The organism is Enterobacter cloacae, assembly GCF_013375935.1.
Lineage (GTDB): Bacteria > Pseudomonadota > Gammaproteobacteria > Enterobacterales > Enterobacteriaceae > Enterobacter > Enterobacter pasteurii.
This window is the reverse complement of record NZ_CP056117.1, coordinates 1-14,030: the sequence shown is the minus strand read 5'-3', so window position 1 is coordinate 14,030 and position 14,030 is coordinate 1. Positions and strand designations below refer to the sequence as shown.

The following is a 14,030-nucleotide window of genomic DNA, read 5'->3' as shown; positions in this document are numbered from 1 at the left end:
ACCGGTACTGCCATGCTATTGCCGATAGCTTTATAACGTGGCCCGTCCGGGCATTCATCAGCGTCCTTCCCGCGCCAGCCGATCAGAGTGTGATTATCAGGAAAGCCCTGAAGGCGCTCGCACTCAATCGGTGTTAGGCGGCGAACCTCCATATTTTTTAGAACGAATGCACCGTTCTGTGTTTCGCCATTACCTTGGCCAGCTGATTTAGTTAACGTTGATGAGATATTGTCTGTCTTGAAATGACCAATGGCAGGGGCAGTATAAGTCATAGCTATAGCTGGAGGCTGGCCGCTGTTAGCATGGCTTTTATCGTGGTTTCCTGCGCTAATCGTTGGCGATAAATCCGACGTAGCATCAGCGCCATTATCTTTGTAGCTAAATGCGATGCAGGCGTTTTCTTGTCCGTTGTTGCGTCCGAGCGTGTGCGCAAGTTCTCGGTTGGTATCTGGATCCTGCGTGCCGTGCACTGCGAAAGTCTCAGTATGAAAATCCAGCCTGATTCCATGCGCGGTGCAGGCGGTCGCTACATCAATATGGCCGGCAGTATTGCCACCGCCAAAAGCAATCAGGTGTCCAGCTTGTGCCTGGTTGTCGTCTGCGCCACACGTTCCAACGCCTCGTGCAGCAAGGGCGGCAACAGCCTTTTGCGTTTCTCGGCGCGGCGCAGAATCCCGGCGCACGCTGTCGAACTCAAAAAGTACCGCTGCGGGATCGAATCCTTTTCGAGCACTTGCGACAACGAACACACGGCGGCGTCGTTGGGCCACTCCGAAAAATTGAGCATCAAGGACGCGCCAGGCGATAACCCTTTCTGGTCCAGACACACAACCTGCGTGCGTCCATTTTCCCCCTGCTGACTGCAACTCACTGCTTTCTCCGGCAAGTCCTGCCAGAAAGCACCCGAAGGCATTATCTTTGCTACTGAGTACGCCGGGGACGTTTTCCCAGACGATGATTGTTTCTGGTTCACCGCGTTCGCGGCGCTTTGCGTCAATTGCATTGGCTAATTCCACGTAAGAGAGGGTTAACTGGCCTCGGTCGTCAGACAGGCCTTCACGTAAGCCGGCGATGCTGAATGCCTGGCAAGGCGTACCACCGACCAGAACATCAGGCGCTTCGACATTACCAGTGCGCACCGCATCGGAGATTTGGGTCATGTCGCCGAGGTTGGTTACTTCCGGCCAGTGATGGGCGAGGACTGCGGATGGGAATGGTTCGATTTCAGAGAACCAGGCAGGTTTCCAGCCGAGAGGTTCCCACGCTTTACTGGCAGCTTCGATACCGCTGCACACGCTTCCGTATTTCATGCCGCCTCCTGCCTTTCCCGATATTCCTCAGCAAGCCGCTGCGCCTTTAATGGATTGCTGACCACTTCACCCCATGGCATTAGCCAGCCGTTACCAATGAAGGGAAGGCACAGTGTGCCAACCCTGATGTCGTCGTGAGCGTGAGTCATCATTCACTCCTTACCGCGCCGCCGCGGCCGAAATAATCAATTTGCCCATAGCGAGTGCGAGAGGGGAGTTTAGGTCCACAGGCTTCGTATTGAGGCTGGAAAGAGGCCATGAAGTTGTCGTGCCATAGCTTGGCCTCGTAGCGACGAAGAAGCTTCTCGGTCCAGTAATCATCCTCCGCCTGCTGAATCTCCGCTGGCGTCCGGTTCTCAACCCTCTTCTTACCTAGGCTCTCCTCAAGGTAAGCGCAGACCCGGGCGATGACTTGCTCCTTTGTTTCCAGTTTTTTGGGCGCACGAAAGTATCCCGCCCCTTGAGGAGGTTGTGACATTTGAGGATCCTTAGTGGAGAATTATTTGATTAATTTTTGCCAGATCGCAGAAACGTATTTGACCTGATGAATAGCGTCGTCCAGCGCGCTGTGACGAGTACCTTGAAATGGCATATCACGCTTAGGGTCAATGCCTATCGCTTTACCCATCTCGACGACGGTGCGAACATCACGGTCATTCCACCATTGCCATGGAGCTTCCAGTCCCGTGAGTGTGTAACTGTTACGGAGAATTACACAGTCGAACGACGCGCCGTTACCCCACACCTGAACGAATCGCGGTTTTGCATGTTTGGCGACGAACTCAGACAGCCAACTCAGAGCTAAGGAAAGTTCTTGCGTGTCATTGGTTAATGTCCTTCTGGCTGCTTCATCCTGTTCCATCCACCACAGAATGGTGGACGCGTCAGGCCGGGCGCGGAACCTCATTGATGACTCAAGCGATACGTTTACCTGGAAGTCATCGCCTGTAGCCCCGGTGTTCGGATCGAAGAATACAGCGCCAATGGAAACGATAGGCGCGTATGGACCTTTGCCCATCGTTTCCAGGTCAATCATTAAGTGGTTCATGTTCATCCTTAAATTGCGTGAATAGTGTGGCGAGGGAAGGGCAGGGTTACCGGAGCAAACGGAATATCGTCGTCGAAGTCCATTGGGGCATCTTGCTGTCCCTGCGCTTGCTGTGGGGTTCCCCACCCTCCTGGCTCACCACCATGTTGCGATCGCTGTTGCTGCTGACGCTGTCCACCACTTTGTTGCGACTGGTTGCTACTCTGTCGGTCACCACCTGCTGGTGCGCCACCACCCTGTCGCCCCCCGAGCATTTGCATGGTGCCGCCGACGTTGACCACCACCTCAGTGGTGTACTTCTCGGTGCCTGCCTGATCTGTCCATTTTCGGGTGCGCAGTTGGCCCTCGATATAAACCTGAGAGCCCTTGCGCAGGTATTCTCCAGCCACCTCGGCCAACTTTCCGAACAGAACGACGCGGTGCCATTCCGTTTGCTCTTTGAGCTCGCCGGTGGCTTTATCTCGCCATGACTCCGATGTCGCCAGCGTCAGGCTGCATACTGCGCCGCCGGATGGAAGATAGCGGACCTCTGGGTCTTGCCCGAGGTTGCCGACGAGGATCACTTTGTTAACGCCTTTGCTAGCCATTTACGCCACCTGTTCATTGCCGGTTAATTCTGCCTTTCTGGCCTCATATACTTCCTGAGCTTTCGCCTGCTCTGGCGTGTCTCGTAATGTTCTGAAGGCCTCGGCCCAGGCCGATTTCAGTTGTTCGAAAGAAGGTGCCGACTCTGCTGTAGTGATAAAGTGTGCAAGGTCTATTTCGGCTTTAGAACGACCATCGTTCAGTCACCCCATAAGCCGCTTGCCAACCGTCTCGTCCAGCACCGTGTAATCAGCATTTGAGAACAAACCGGTACGATCTTTTGACGCTGTAGCTGTGTGAGTTTCATGGTTGATGTCGAGGACGGTGGTAAATTCATATTCAACGCCGTCTCGTTGCTCAGTCTTCATCCCCAGCTTCACAACCTTTTTGCTTCCTTCCTGTTGTGCTGTTTCCGTTTTGCTACGCATGGTGGCCACTAAGTGGCAATTAACACGAAGAATGGCGTCAAGAAACTTGCGATGACGTGGGGTTAATGCGCTCCAGGCAGCGTGGGTGTTACCCTTAAATTTTGTTTTGGCAATGGTGTCCAGATCATCAAGGCAGCCACCAACGCCGCTCCATTCATGCGAGATTGAGTCGATGACGAGGTTGTCGTAACCCGCCGCTTCCGCAGCGCCAATGGCTTCAATAAATCTCTCAGGACTGAATGGGGGATCCAATTCCAGTACATCGAAATCAAATTCATTGGAGTAGAGTGATGCGCTTCCCTTTTCGGTATCAATAACCGCTGTTTTTCCACCCATGCTTTTGCATATCATCAGCGCGCTATAGGTTTTCCCTGAACCGCTTGGCCCGGTAAGTGCCAGCCGTAGCTTGGCTTTCTTCCTCATGGCTTTTTCGAATTTCATAGCAATCTCACTTAATTAAAATTACCGGCAAATTCATCCCAGCTAATCATCGGGTTCTGCCGCTCGGCTGCCAGATTTACTGGCTCGTCATCGCTCTCTGGCTTTTCTGGTATCACGTCGCGCATAAGGCGAAGGAACGACTCTTCATCCCACCGTTCTGCCGCTGTCATGCTGCACGCTCCTGATGAGTGATGATGTAACCCTGCTCAGCCAGCCACTCGATGACTTCTGCGCCGTCGAGCTGGGGGAGTACGTCACGGGTTTTAACGGTGCCGGCCAGGACAACGCCTTCCATCTCAACTTTGATGGTGTTGTGGGGGCCGACGGACGTGCGCATGTCTACGCACTCGCATGTAATATTCATGAATCACCTCAATATTTGATGTGCGCGTCCTGCACTTTGCCGCCAGCGATCGCCAACAGTGCTTTCTGCGCGAATTCTTCGGGTATGCCCTGAGCTATCAGGTCGGCGATAACGCGACGATTGACGGTGCGGCGGTGCTCTTTGTCTGCGGCGCGGCGCGCTTCTTCTTCGGCTTTACGCTGCTCTTCGGCCAGACGGGCCGCCTCTGCTTCTTCCTGACGGCGGCGCTCCGCGGCAACGGCTTCTTCTTTTTCGCGTCGTGCACGCTCTTCCGCTTCCTGCTTCTCGCGTGCCGCACGCTGTTCAACCTCAATGCGCTGGCGTTCCGCCAGCTCAGCGCGGGCTTTCTCTTCGACTTCACGGCGCGCTGCGGCTTCAATCTCCGCTTTGTGCTTCGCTTCGGCATCGCGGCGGGCTTGTTCTGCCGCTTCGCGCTTAATGCGCTCTTCGTGCTCACGCTGAGCCTGTTCCGCCAAGCGGCGCTGCTCTTCGCGGTCACGGTCAAACTTTTCATTCATCAGCAGAGCTATTTCGTGGTCTGCTTCGATCTGCGCGGCACGCTGGCGGTCAAACTCTTCGTTCATCACCAGCGCTTCGGCGTGCAGCGCGTTCATGGCTTCTTCAGCCTTAATGCGTTCCTGCTCGGCTTCCCATTCGGTGAGTGGGCGGCGGGTCGCATCGCGCAGCTCGTCGCAGGCATCAACGAATCTCTTAATTTCGGCCTCAGCCGGACGCACAGCCTCTTTCAGGCGCTTCAGGTACTCACGGCCCGGCTTTTCGATTGCCGTCTTGCTGCGGGACACCTGCGCCGCCAGAGAGGCGACCCTGTCACGACCTTTCTTCGTGGACAGGTCCGGCACTTCGTTTACTGCCTGGCGGATTTGATCGAGGTAAGCGTCAAGGCCGCCAGCCACGTAAAGCACTGGCGCCTGCTCCGGCATGATTTCGATGACAGTTAAGTCCGTTACTTCGCTCATGGTTTCTCCTGAAATTTGGATGTGCAGATCCCGCCCGCAAAAAGCCAGGCCGATCGGTTGAACAGGGTGGTTACTGCTGCGCGATGTCTTTCGCCGGGAACTCGCCGTTGCGGAGGATGCTTTCTACCGGCCAGCACTCAGCTGAAACTTTTTGCTCTGTAGCTGCCTGGCTGCATTCCTGCTGGCTGTCGTATACACCGAGAATGACATCCTGATAATCACCGTTGGTCATTGCCACGGTCAGGGCGAGTGCGAATAAAGTTTCCATCAGTGAAGGGTCCTCCCGATGGCGACGGCGTAAAGGCGCTTTGCTTCTTCCCACGCCGGAGCATTGCGATGGAGAACTGCGAACGACGCGAGCCGTTGGGCCTCTCTGATCTGCTGCTGGTTTACCATGATTTCCTCTTGGCCTTATCGCGGCGAACGGAACGGTTAATACAAGACTTCAACGCATTTATTCAGTGTTTCAATGGGCGGTGGATGGCCGCCGGTTGTCATAACTAAGCCGCCTCGGTGAAGCGACTGAGGTATGAAAAAACCCGCCGTGGCGGGTCTTCAGAAATAGTCTTTGTGGTCGTGCATCGCTCGCTCGAGGATCACCTTTGCATCTTCAAAGCTGGCAGATTCAAAAGCCTCTCTTATGGCTTTAGCCAGGCAAGTTGCATCGCTTTCATAGTCGTCAGCTCTGCTTTCCCAGTTTGATGCCTCTTCTTCAGCCTCATAAAGGCGATCGCCATACTCGCACTCGAGTTCCTGGCGCACTTCATCACGAAGCTTCTCCTTGATGATTTCGGAGGCTTCTTCAATCGGCATTGTTTCCAGAATCGTCTCTGGCTGATGAGTGCCGTATTTCAGTGAGATGTCAGTAGCAAACATGCAACCTCCAAAAAAATGCCCGCGCGCTGGCGGGCAAAGAAGACTTTTCCAATCCAACCAGAACAGGATCATCGTCTCCTGTGCGGTTGAGATGGCAGTATTACCATCACCAAGCATCGGCGCCCGGTGCTTGAGGCTGGCTCTGTCGTTACCCGCTGATGCGGGAGAAATGTTTTGGTCGGTGTGGTGGATTGGCACTGAGTCGCTACTCTCACTTATTTCCTGAACGCCCTATTGTCGTATTGGCCTTTACACAACTGGCCCAGCTGGTTCTCAGGTCTTATCGCTCTGCTAGCGTTGCACCTCGCTTGAGGACACCGCCACCACACCCCAAAACACTCCTGTGGTACTTCGCCACACTCTCGCAGTGGCCGCGCTCATGCCCTTGAGACCTTGTCGCTCATCGCCGCTCATAACCGGCGCGCGTCTGGCGTTCGCGCTGCTTTACCGGCATACCCTTTTCCTCGATTAACCCTGACCAGCGGTATGTCGCAGTTCGGACCTGCGTCTGGCTCTCTCGTGGAGACTCGGGGCCGCATCATTACTGCGGCTTGAAAGTGCGGTCTGTCCGCTTTAGTGCTTCATTGGAATCACTCCTCTAAGTTGAATCAGCGCCAGCTCCCTGCCAGTGTTGCCCGTTCTCACGCCGTTCTCGCTCTCGCGCGGGGATACTCTCTCACCGACCGGATCGCACCCGGTGATACAGCACGTTTTTCGTGTAAGGGTCTAAACAGGTCATTGACGCTGTAAATCTGCATGTTGTTAAAAAGCAGGCGACTTGCTGTCCGCCGCTGGCTAACTTCGCTCAGCTGTCGATGTTTCGTTTCGATGAGCTAACAATAGCTAAAGCGATTATTTGAGTCAATCGCCAAAACGATATTTATCATCGATAAGGTGATAATTGCATGATTGTTAAAGCGATTTTTATTGAAATTTATTTACGTGGTATGCTGATTTTTTGGAGGGGGATACGTATGGACCATAAAGAATGGGTTGATAAGCTCCGCTGGCTAAGCCCAGAGCAGATCGTTCAGGTTCACTTTGGACTTCAGGAGGATATCAAGAAATTTTACAAGATGAGGGGGGGGCGATAACCTCGCAAGGGCAGAGCATTTATGCGAGCAGATGATTGCTCTATCTGAATTGGCGTTCCCAGCTTTGCGTCATGCTCATGACAAAAGGGTGGAAGAATACGAGTCGTTAACTGGAAATAAATATCCCAGCGAATTTTATCCGCCGTCACATTATGGCTTCTCACAGCTGTCAGTGATTTTGAAAAAAAGAAAGGACTACCAGCGCATTGAGGATATACGCGAGAAGCTGATTAAAGAGGGTTGGAGATGCTAGCCCGGGTGCCGGGCTATGCGAAGCGCTTATAGTCGATGGACTGTCTGAGCAACACCTTGGCCATCACGTAGAAAGCGTCCTCATCCTCAGGTTCGACGTACCATTTTTCGTAAATGGGGTTATCGGATATTACTGCCAGTCGGTCACGCTGCATCTGAAGCCGCTTTACATGGAGAGTTTTGCCAAAGACAAACACATAAACCCCATCACCGTCAAAATGCGTAACGCCGGTATCAACGAAGATCTGATCTCCAGGCGAAATCGTCCCATCCATGCTGTCGCCATTTACGGTAATGACCTTAACGTGCGTAGCTGGCCGGTTGCCAAACAAAGCGCGCGCCTGTTCAGTTGTGTATTCGATGGCCCGGATAGTTTCAATGAAATCGCTCGTGACCAGCGTGCCCGGACCAGCACTGGCTTTAACGTCGAGTACATCCACGCGATAAATCCCATTCAGTGACGGCTTAACCTGGTATAGCGCAGTTGACTCCCTGACGCCACCGGCAGCCATTTCCCCCTCACCAGTAGAAAGCCATTCAGGACGAACACCAAGTACAGAGGCAATCTCAACGGTTTTTCGAGAGCCTTTAGCATTCTTGAGTAACTTGTGTACGCTGGACTGAGCCATGTCGACCTCTTTAGCTAATCGACCCTGTGTATATCCAGCGCTTTCCATTGCCTGCGCTAAGCGCTCCGAGAATCCCATATTCACCTCTGTTAATGACTCCTTTAACTCTATCGCTCAAGCGATTATTTAGCAAAAAATCGCCTATGCGATTGACATTCGCTAAAGTGATAACCATAATCGCTTTAAACTGATAGCTGAGGTGATTATGAAAACCCCAACAGTAGAGAAGAACTCCGCAGTAGAGAAAGCGATCGCCATCGCTGGCAGCCAAAAAGAACTGGCAAAACGTTGCGGCAAAGCCCAGTCCACTATCTGTGACTGGCTTAACGGAAAGAAACGCATCTCCCCGGTTCACGTTCCTGAACTGGTGAAAGCGGTTGGTGGTGAAATCCAGGCTCATGAATTCCGCCCGGACCTGCCGTCCATCTTTCCACACCCTGACAACCATGCCGCTTAACGGCGGCCCTAACCACGAAAGGGAAAGCAATGCATTCACTTGCGTACCAACAAAATACCAAATTATCGGTGTCGCCGATGATTTACCAGAATCGCCGGGAACCTGATTCCAAGGCGTTAAACATCGATGGGATCCGCGCAGCTGTTCGCGCCTGGGCAGCTGACTGCCGCAGCCGTGAATTTGTCGCTGCGCTGATTGTTGAAGAGTGGCGGGCTACCGGCGGCACCGGGCTGGATATCCCGACCGACTCGCACCGTCAGATGCAGAAAGTGTTTCGCTGGATCGATGGCGACACCGAGTACGCCGCCAACAACATTCGCCAGCTGGCACCGGCAATTATGTCCGTGATGCCGCTGGAATACCGCAACCGCCTGGCGCCGCAGAACGACACGATGTCGCTGATCGCTACTGCGATGAAAGAGTGTGCCGAGGCTAAACAGGCTGTGCTGCTTGACGCTCCAGAGCATCAGAAGCTGAAAGAGGTTAGCGAGGGTATAGCGTCGCTGTTCCGCCTCATGCCGGAGCAGGTAGGGCCGCTGATGACGATGGTCACGTCGATGCTGGGGGTCATGTGAGAACTACAGAAATGGCGAAAGCCGGTCTGCGCGAACAGAACCGACTTTCTGGTGCAAAAACGACAGTAGTTGCAGGAGGAATAATGGCAAAAAATCCACGCTATTACCATACCGCTGTACATAAAAACATACCCGCGACCGCTTCATCCGCTCGGTTAACCCGATTGTGGCAGAGAAGATGCGCGCCATCCTGGAAGAACTGAAACGTAAGGAGAGTGGCCGTGGGTAACGTATCCAATTTAGCCGAAGCCAGAGAGGCCAGAAGGCTCCAGAAACCGCGCACGAATGGCGGTAAGGGGTTTGCCTTGCTGCACCGTAAAATTATGGATGTGCCGTTCTACAAGGACGCTGAGGCGGCTCATTTATGGGTTCACCTGCTCCTGCGTGCTAATCACGAACAGACACTGGTATCGACTGATGTCGGTGATGTGATCTGCGAACGCGGAGAGTTCATTACCGGGCGAAACACGCTGGCAATGGAAACGGGTTTGACCGCTGATCGCGTTAAATCACTGCTCCGTAAATTCCAGAACCTGGGCATGATCACCACCAAATCGAACAACCGTTTTACTGTTCTAAAAGTGGTCAAATATGACGAATATCAGTCAAATTTTTGTCCAGCAGATGTCCAGCCAGTGTCCAGCGCAAACGCAGTTATATCAATGCCTGCGGAGGTGGAGTGTCCAGCCGATGTCCAGCCAGTGTCCACAGATAACAATATATTAAATAACTTACTACCTAACGGTAGTAAGTATGTCGCAAATGACCAGAAACCCGCTGAAGAGAAAAAGTCCCGTTTGTCATGCGATGAAGTATGGCAATGCCTGAAAGACGAACTGCCTGAAGCTCGGGGATGGAGATGCCTCACTGATGAGCGACGCAATCTGATCCGGACCTTCTGGGGTAAGGCTAACAAGATTGCCCGCAACCTGGACGGCAAGCCGATGGATATGGAAGGTTTCAGAAGCTATCTGCGCTACATCGCTCAAAACTGCCGCTGGATGCTTGAAGACCGACCAGACCAGAAATCCGGGAAGACCTGGCGCCGCATGAAATTCGATAAGTTCCTGACCGAAAAGCTCTACATCGAAGTGCGCGAGGGGGATCGTGATGACCGCTGAATTTATGGCTGTACCACAAAACCTCGAAGCAGAGCAGAGCGTTATCGGTGGCCTGCTGTTGGATGATGACAACAGCGAGCGAGTCCAGAAGGTTCTGGCGATGCTCAAGCCTGAGTCGTTCTACAGCCGACCTCACCAGCTGATCTTTGCCGAGATGCGCCAGATGTTCCGCGACAACAAGCCAGTCGATGGTCTGACACTGTTCGACGCGCTTGAAGGCAAAGGGCTCGCGGAGCAGGTAGGTGGCTTTGCTTACCTGGCGGAGATTGCCAAGAACACTCCCAGTGCTGCAAACATCGTGGCATACGCTGCATCAGTCCGGGAAGCCGCAATGGAGCGCTACGGTATCAACCGCCTGACCGAAGCTACTGAACTGCTGTATTCCCGCAACGGCATGAGCGCTACGCAGAAGTACGAGGCCATTCAGGGTATTTTCACCCAGCTCGCAGACCATTCAAAACCGGCAGTCGCCGTGGGTTGAGGTCTTTCGGCGAGGTTATGGATGACTGGGTAGCGGATCTGGAGAAACGGTTTGACCCTTCAGGCGAACAGCGCGGTATGAGTACCGGTATCCCGTCACTCGACCGGCTGCTGGCGCCGAAAGGTCTGGTTAAAGGCTCTTTGTTCGTGATTGGCGCAAGGCCAAAGATGGGCAAGACAACCCTGTACGGGCAGATGGCGATCAACTGCGCGATTCGCGAGAAAAAGCCAGCGCTGATGTTCAGCCTAGAAATGCCAGGCGACCAGATCCTCGAAAAACTGGTTGGTCAGAAGTCCGGCGTAAACCCGAGCATTTTTTACATGCCCGCCACGGATGATGCCGATGACCAGTACCAGGGCGACTACGACGGCGATTTTAAGAAAGCGATCGCCACAGCCGGGCGGCTGAGTGAAATCGACATGCTGTACATCGACGACACACCGGGCCTGTCACTGGCGCACATCGTTAGCGAAAGCCGCCGAATCAAACGCGAGAAGGGCTGCGTAGGCATGATTCTGGTTGACTACCTGACGCTGATGACCGCCGAAAAGGCCGATCGTAATGACCTGGCCTACGGGATGATCACCAAAGGTCTGAAGAACCTCGCCAAAGAGCTTGGCTGCGTCGTCGTGCTGCTGACCCAGCTCAACCGCGAACTGGAGAAGCGAGTGAATAAACGCCCGTTACCGAGCGACTCCCGCGACACAGGGCAGATTGAGCAGGACTGCGACTACTGGGTTGGTATCCACCGTGAAGGTGCTTTCGATGACAGCGTGCCGCCGGGAGAAACCGAGTTAATCCTGCGACTAAACCGCCACGGCAGTACCGGAACGGTTTATTGCAATCAGATCAACGGGGCAATTTACGACACAGACCAGCAGGCCGCCGCCGCAGAACGCCGCGGGCGTGAGCAGCAGCCGAAAAAGAAAGGGGATTCTGATGACTGGAAGAGAAGCAATCGAGTGGTATCTGGAAGGTTACGGCTCATTCACTGCGGAGCTGGTATGCGAAGCAACCGGAGTGTCCCGCTCTCAGGTGCTGGCGGCTTCGTACAAGATGCGGCAGAACGGCGAGATTGTCCTGCGCGAACGCAATTGGCGCACCAATGTTTACGTGGCCGCTGAAGACCATGAAGGTAAGCCGATCAACCGCGACGGCGAGAACACGATTTTCCAGGAGTGCCGCAATAGCGCGGCTATGAAGCGGGTATTGATGGTTTGGGGGAGGGTAGGGGTATGAGCGAATGGAGTGATTATCGCTGGATGGTTAGGACCATGGCGAAGGATAACGGTGTAACGCTCATCAGCATCGCCAAGCACTGCGGCGTATCGCACAGGAAGCTTAATCAAATTCTGCAAACCGGGCCATCCAAAGAACAGGAAGAGCTCATAGCCGAAGCTCTGGGGTGCGCAGGGTGTGACCTTGCGGAAATCCACAGGCAAATGGGCGAGTTATCAGACAAGTACGGGAGAGCATCAGCATGAAACCAACATACGAAGAGCTGGAAGCCAGATGCGCGGCGCTGGCTGCGGAGAATGCGGGGGTGAAGGCAGCGATTGACGCAACTATCGGATGGCAGCAATCAACCGATCCAGAGAATGTCGAAAGCGTCAGAATGCTGGTCGACATTAAAACCCGGCCGCCGACGCTTTCCTGGCTGAAGTGCGGGCGCAGGGTGTGGAGATGGCGGCCCAAAGCGAACAGTTTTCCACATGGGTTCAGCAGGGGCTGCGTAGCTTCGCCATCGGCGTTCGCCAAGGGGATGAGCAATGAGCGACATCGACAAACAGGCTCTGCGTAAGCGCTACTCCGCAAAACCGACACCAAAATGCGATATCTGCGGCGCCAAAATGACAATACAGCGGATGTCTGGCAGTCGCGTAACTTACGGCTGCTCAGGTGCGATTTACGATGAAACCGGATGCCACTACGCCGAAGGCCGCAGCCTGGCTGATGAACATTACGAGCAATCCCGTGACAGTCACCGATGAAAGTGACCCTGATGTGCTGGCGCTGCTGGATGAGCTGGAAACCAAAGACAAGCAGATTGCAGATTTGAAGGAAGCGTTCCGAATCGCTTTGTCTGCTGCTGGCATCGACGCACCCGCCGCAGCAGCAGGCAAAGGAGAAGCATCATGATTACCCTTACCAAAGAATGGCTCCTGAAGACCATAACGGAGCTTGAAGAAGAGCGCGATTCTATGCCCGGCGTTGTAAACGTAGATGCGGCTATGGCTCTGGCGGCAATGAAGTTAGCGCTGGCCTCGCTCGAAGCGGAGCATGCGGGGTTCATTTTGAAACACAAGGTAACAGGCAAGTTTGGTAGCTGGCTGCACTCAAAGGCGGATTGGTTCCGGAGTGATGAGTACGAAGTCATGAGCGCTTACACCGCCCCGCCAGCGCCGGTATCTGTGCCGCTCGCTATTCACGATGAGGATTTTGAAAAAGCGCTTTCGGTGCTCAATGACACACTGGACGACTGCGGGGACAGCGAGCGAGGCTTATTGCTTGCGTTGGATAAGGCGGGAATCGAAGTTCGCACTGACGCCTGCCGCGCCACCATGCTTCAGGGTGCCGAAAACGCCGAGTCGCCCACCGGCAACTCTCCGGTGATTCCGGATGGTTGGGTGGCTGTCCCAGTCGAGCCCACAGAAGACATGATCGTTAATGGTTTCGAGTCAGAGCCAGATGAGAGCTTCAGCGACGAGAAGGAGTGGGAAGCATACGAAGCTATGAGTGGATGTCAGCAGGCGGCGCATCGGGCGAAGCTGTGCTGGGCAGCGATGTTATCGGCAGCCCCGAAGATTTGAAAAATACCATATCTTGTATAGTTGAAACTTATAGAGAACAAATGTTTAATAGAGTTATCCCCGCGAGTGATCCAGAAAGGAGGGCCTGATTTTGTCCGAGTTTTTGTATTCCCCCGCATGCAACTGTAGAGCATCACATCTGAGTGTCTGATCAGGGGATTAAAAGATTGGAGTAGTGACAGTAGAGTGGCGACAGAGGCAGTGCCAAAGTCTACCGGAAAGCACTGGGTGCTTTCAGCTCTCGCCCTGGCTGTGATGGGCTAGTGGTTAAGTCATGGAAAGCTGAGAGATCAGATAACCGCATCGCCAGAGGAGCATGCCCGGAGTGAGTCGGCCAGCCAACCAAAAGCTATGTGAATACGCATAAACTCGGCCTGCCAGTCGACTAAACGAAACCGCCTACTGGCGGTTTTTTTACATTACAATGTTACAAATAATTTTTAAATGGTGAGCTAATGGATAACGGATTTATCACAAAAGAGTTGGGTGAGAATCATCCATATCCTGAAGAGCTATTTGAAATAGCTATGAAATTTACTATGGCTTTTTATTATAGCGAAAAGCATTTCTTTTCGAGATTTT

The 14,030-nt window shown here is 53.6% G+C and carries 18 protein-coding genes and 5 pseudogenes; 11 read left to right on the top strand and 12 right to left on the bottom strand.

The annotated features are described in order from the left end of the window. Positions 1–35: 35 nt before the first annotated feature. From HWQ14_RS00110 to HWQ14_RS00060, 11 genes and pseudogenes are all read right to left on the bottom strand, one after another. Positions 36–1,310: pseudogene (locus tag HWQ14_RS00110) on the bottom strand (DNA cytosine methyltransferase); the annotation flags it as partial. Then, positions 1,307–1,459, bottom strand: coding sequence for a DUF1317 family protein (locus HWQ14_RS00105; protein ID WP_006809793.1), 153 nt, complete (start codon positions 1,457–1,459; stop codon positions 1,307–1,309). The pseudogene HWQ14_RS00110 and the gene HWQ14_RS00105, both read right to left, overlap by 4 nt. After that, entirely contained in the window at positions 1,459–1,788 is a 330-nt protein-coding gene (locus HWQ14_RS00100; RefSeq protein ID WP_176608618.1) for a hypothetical protein, read from the bottom strand. The genes HWQ14_RS00105 and HWQ14_RS00100 overlap by 1 nt, the downstream gene beginning before the upstream one ends. 21 nt (positions 1,789–1,809) lie before the next feature. Continuing rightward, the gene (locus HWQ14_RS00095; RefSeq protein WP_032667079.1) at positions 1,810–2,358 is read right to left on the bottom strand and encodes a 3'-5' exonuclease; all 549 of its coding nucleotides are present in this window, start codon (positions 2,356–2,358) and stop codon (positions 1,810–1,812) included. Positions 2,359–2,366: 8 nt separating this feature from the next. Continuing rightward, positions 2,367–2,945 (bottom strand): single-stranded DNA-binding protein, encoded by a 579-nt coding sequence (locus HWQ14_RS00090; RefSeq protein ID WP_176608617.1) that lies wholly within the window; start codon positions 2,943–2,945, stop codon positions 2,367–2,369. Between the two features lie 201 nt (positions 2,946–3,146). Further along, on the bottom strand, positions 3,147–3,812 hold the full coding sequence (locus HWQ14_RS00085; protein ID WP_245166426.1) for an ATP-binding protein: 666 nt from the start codon (positions 3,810–3,812) through the stop codon (positions 3,147–3,149). Between the two features lie 11 nt (positions 3,813–3,823). Next, complete coding sequence (locus HWQ14_RS00080; RefSeq protein ID WP_176608616.1) at positions 3,824–3,982, bottom strand: hypothetical protein; 159 nt, start codon at positions 3,980–3,982, stop codon at positions 3,824–3,826. After that, entirely contained in the window at positions 3,979–4,176 is a 198-nt protein-coding gene (locus tag HWQ14_RS00075) for a hypothetical protein (RefSeq protein ID WP_032667076.1), read from the bottom strand. The genes HWQ14_RS00080 and HWQ14_RS00075 overlap by 4 nt, the downstream gene beginning before the upstream one ends. Positions 4,177–4,184: 8 nt before the next feature. Next, complete coding sequence (locus HWQ14_RS00070; RefSeq protein ID WP_176608615.1) at positions 4,185–5,153, bottom strand: hypothetical protein; 969 nt, start codon at positions 5,151–5,153, stop codon at positions 4,185–4,187. Between the two features lie 70 nt (positions 5,154–5,223). Continuing rightward, on the bottom strand, positions 5,224–5,421 hold the full coding sequence (locus HWQ14_RS00065; RefSeq protein WP_176608614.1) for a DUF1482 family protein: 198 nt from the start codon (positions 5,419–5,421) through the stop codon (positions 5,224–5,226). A 287-nt stretch (positions 5,422–5,708) separates the two neighbouring features. Then, positions 5,709–6,227, bottom strand: coding sequence for a hypothetical protein (locus HWQ14_RS00060; RefSeq protein WP_209007150.1), 519 nt, complete (start codon positions 6,225–6,227; stop codon positions 5,709–5,711). Positions 6,228–6,934: 707 nt separating this feature from the next. On the opposite strand from HWQ14_RS00060, the gene HWQ14_RS00055 reads away from it, so the two are divergent. Beyond that, entirely contained in the window at positions 6,935–7,123 is a 189-nt protein-coding gene (locus HWQ14_RS00055; RefSeq protein ID WP_176608613.1) for a hypothetical protein, read from the top strand. Positions 7,124–7,389: 266 nt separating this feature from the next. On the opposite strand, the gene HWQ14_RS00050 is transcribed toward HWQ14_RS00055, so the two are convergent. Beyond that, positions 7,390–8,082, bottom strand: coding sequence for an XRE family transcriptional regulator (locus HWQ14_RS00050; protein ID WP_165464646.1), 693 nt, complete (start codon positions 8,080–8,082; stop codon positions 7,390–7,392). Between the two features lie 127 nt (positions 8,083–8,209). Here HWQ14_RS00050 and HWQ14_RS00045 point away from each other — a divergent pair, with 127 nt between their 5' ends. The 10 genes and pseudogenes from HWQ14_RS00045 to HWQ14_RS00005 all read left to right on the top strand — a co-directional run bounded on the left by HWQ14_RS00045 (position 8,210) and on the right by HWQ14_RS00005 (position 13,448). After that, complete coding sequence (locus HWQ14_RS00045; protein WP_001514164.1) at positions 8,210–8,461, top strand: transcriptional regulator; 252 nt, start codon at positions 8,210–8,212, stop codon at positions 8,459–8,461. Between the two features lie 29 nt (positions 8,462–8,490). Continuing rightward, the gene (locus HWQ14_RS00040) at positions 8,491–9,036 is read left to right on the top strand and encodes a toxin YdaT family protein (protein ID WP_176608612.1); all 546 of its coding nucleotides are present in this window, start codon (positions 8,491–8,493) and stop codon (positions 9,034–9,036) included. A gap of 11 nt (positions 9,037–9,047) precedes the next feature. Further along, positions 9,048–9,155, top strand: a pseudogene (locus tag HWQ14_RS00035) (replication protein); the annotation flags it as partial. Next, positions 9,150–9,265: pseudogene (locus HWQ14_RS23165) on the top strand (hypothetical protein); the annotation flags it as partial. The pseudogenes HWQ14_RS00035 and HWQ14_RS23165, both read left to right, overlap by 6 nt. Further along, on the top strand, positions 9,258–10,157 hold the full coding sequence (locus HWQ14_RS00030) for a DNA replication protein (protein WP_176608611.1): 900 nt from the start codon (positions 9,258–9,260) through the stop codon (positions 10,155–10,157). The pseudogene HWQ14_RS23165 and the gene HWQ14_RS00030, both read left to right, overlap by 8 nt. Next, positions 10,147–11,570: pseudogene (locus HWQ14_RS00025) on the top strand (DnaB-like helicase C-terminal domain-containing protein); the annotation flags it as partial. The gene HWQ14_RS00030 and the pseudogene HWQ14_RS00025, both read left to right, overlap by 11 nt. Positions 11,571–11,873: 303 nt before the next feature. Further along, entirely contained in the window at positions 11,874–12,122 is a 249-nt protein-coding gene (locus HWQ14_RS00020) for an XRE family transcriptional regulator (protein ID WP_176608610.1), read from the top strand. Further along, positions 12,119–12,439 carry a hypothetical protein gene (locus HWQ14_RS00015; protein WP_176608607.1) on the top strand — a complete coding sequence of 107 codons (321 nt, stop codon included), beginning with the start codon at positions 12,119–12,121 and terminating at the stop codon, positions 12,437–12,439. Before HWQ14_RS00020 ends, HWQ14_RS00015 begins: the two co-directional genes overlap by 4 nt. Next, positions 12,408–12,690: pseudogene (locus HWQ14_RS00010) on the top strand (ead/Ea22-like family protein); the annotation flags it as partial. The gene HWQ14_RS00015 and the pseudogene HWQ14_RS00010, both read left to right, overlap by 32 nt. A gap of 83 nt (positions 12,691–12,773) precedes the next feature. Next, a complete protein-coding gene (locus HWQ14_RS00005; RefSeq protein ID WP_176608606.1) occupies positions 12,774–13,448 on the top strand; it encodes a hypothetical protein in 675 nt (224 codons plus the stop codon). Positions 13,449–14,030 lie beyond the last annotated feature (582 nt).

What these genes read in the sequence shown, in the direction of transcription:
- HWQ14_RS00105 (WP_006809793.1), bottom strand. Translation starts at nt 1,459, where the DNA reads ATGACTCACGCTCACGACGACATCAGGGTTGGCACACTGTGCCTTCCC.
- HWQ14_RS00100 (WP_176608618.1), bottom strand. Translation starts at nt 1,788, where the DNA reads ATGTCACAACCTCCTCAAGGGGCGGGATACTTTCGTGCGCCCAAAAAA.
- HWQ14_RS00095 (WP_032667079.1), bottom strand. Translation starts at nt 2,358, where the DNA reads ATGAACCACTTAATGATTGACCTGGAAACGATGGGCAAAGGTCCATAC.
- HWQ14_RS00090 (WP_176608617.1), bottom strand. Translation starts at nt 2,945, where the DNA reads ATGGCTAGCAAAGGCGTTAACAAAGTGATCCTCGTCGGCAACCTCGGG.
- HWQ14_RS00085 (WP_245166426.1), bottom strand. Translation starts at nt 3,812, where the DNA reads ATGAAATTCGAAAAAGCCATGAGGAAGAAAGCCAAGCTACGGCTGGCA.
- HWQ14_RS00080 (WP_176608616.1), bottom strand. Translation starts at nt 3,982, where the DNA reads ATGACAGCGGCAGAACGGTGGGATGAAGAGTCGTTCCTTCGCCTTATG.
- HWQ14_RS00075 (WP_032667076.1), bottom strand. Translation starts at nt 4,176, where the DNA reads ATGAATATTACATGCGAGTGCGTAGACATGCGCACGTCCGTCGGCCCC.
- HWQ14_RS00070 (WP_176608615.1), bottom strand. Translation starts at nt 5,153, where the DNA reads ATGAGCGAAGTAACGGACTTAACTGTCATCGAAATCATGCCGGAGCAG.
- HWQ14_RS00065 (WP_176608614.1), bottom strand. Translation starts at nt 5,421, where the DNA reads ATGGAAACTTTATTCGCACTCGCCCTGACCGTGGCAATGACCAACGGT.
- HWQ14_RS00055 (WP_176608613.1), top strand. Translation starts at nt 6,935, where the DNA reads ATGATTGTTAAAGCGATTTTTATTGAAATTTATTTACGTGGTATGCTG.
- HWQ14_RS00050 (WP_165464646.1), bottom strand. Translation starts at nt 8,082, where the DNA reads ATGGGATTCTCGGAGCGCTTAGCGCAGGCAATGGAAAGCGCTGGATAT.
- HWQ14_RS00045 (WP_001514164.1), top strand. Translation starts at nt 8,210, where the DNA reads ATGAAAACCCCAACAGTAGAGAAGAACTCCGCAGTAGAGAAAGCGATC.
- HWQ14_RS00040 (WP_176608612.1), top strand. Translation starts at nt 8,491, where the DNA reads ATGCATTCACTTGCGTACCAACAAAATACCAAATTATCGGTGTCGCCG.
- HWQ14_RS00020 (WP_176608610.1), top strand. Translation starts at nt 11,874, where the DNA reads ATGAGCGAATGGAGTGATTATCGCTGGATGGTTAGGACCATGGCGAAG.
- HWQ14_RS00015 (WP_176608607.1), top strand. Translation starts at nt 12,119, where the DNA reads ATGAAACCAACATACGAAGAGCTGGAAGCCAGATGCGCGGCGCTGGCT.
- HWQ14_RS00005 (WP_176608606.1), top strand. Translation starts at nt 12,774, where the DNA reads ATGATTACCCTTACCAAAGAATGGCTCCTGAAGACCATAACGGAGCTT.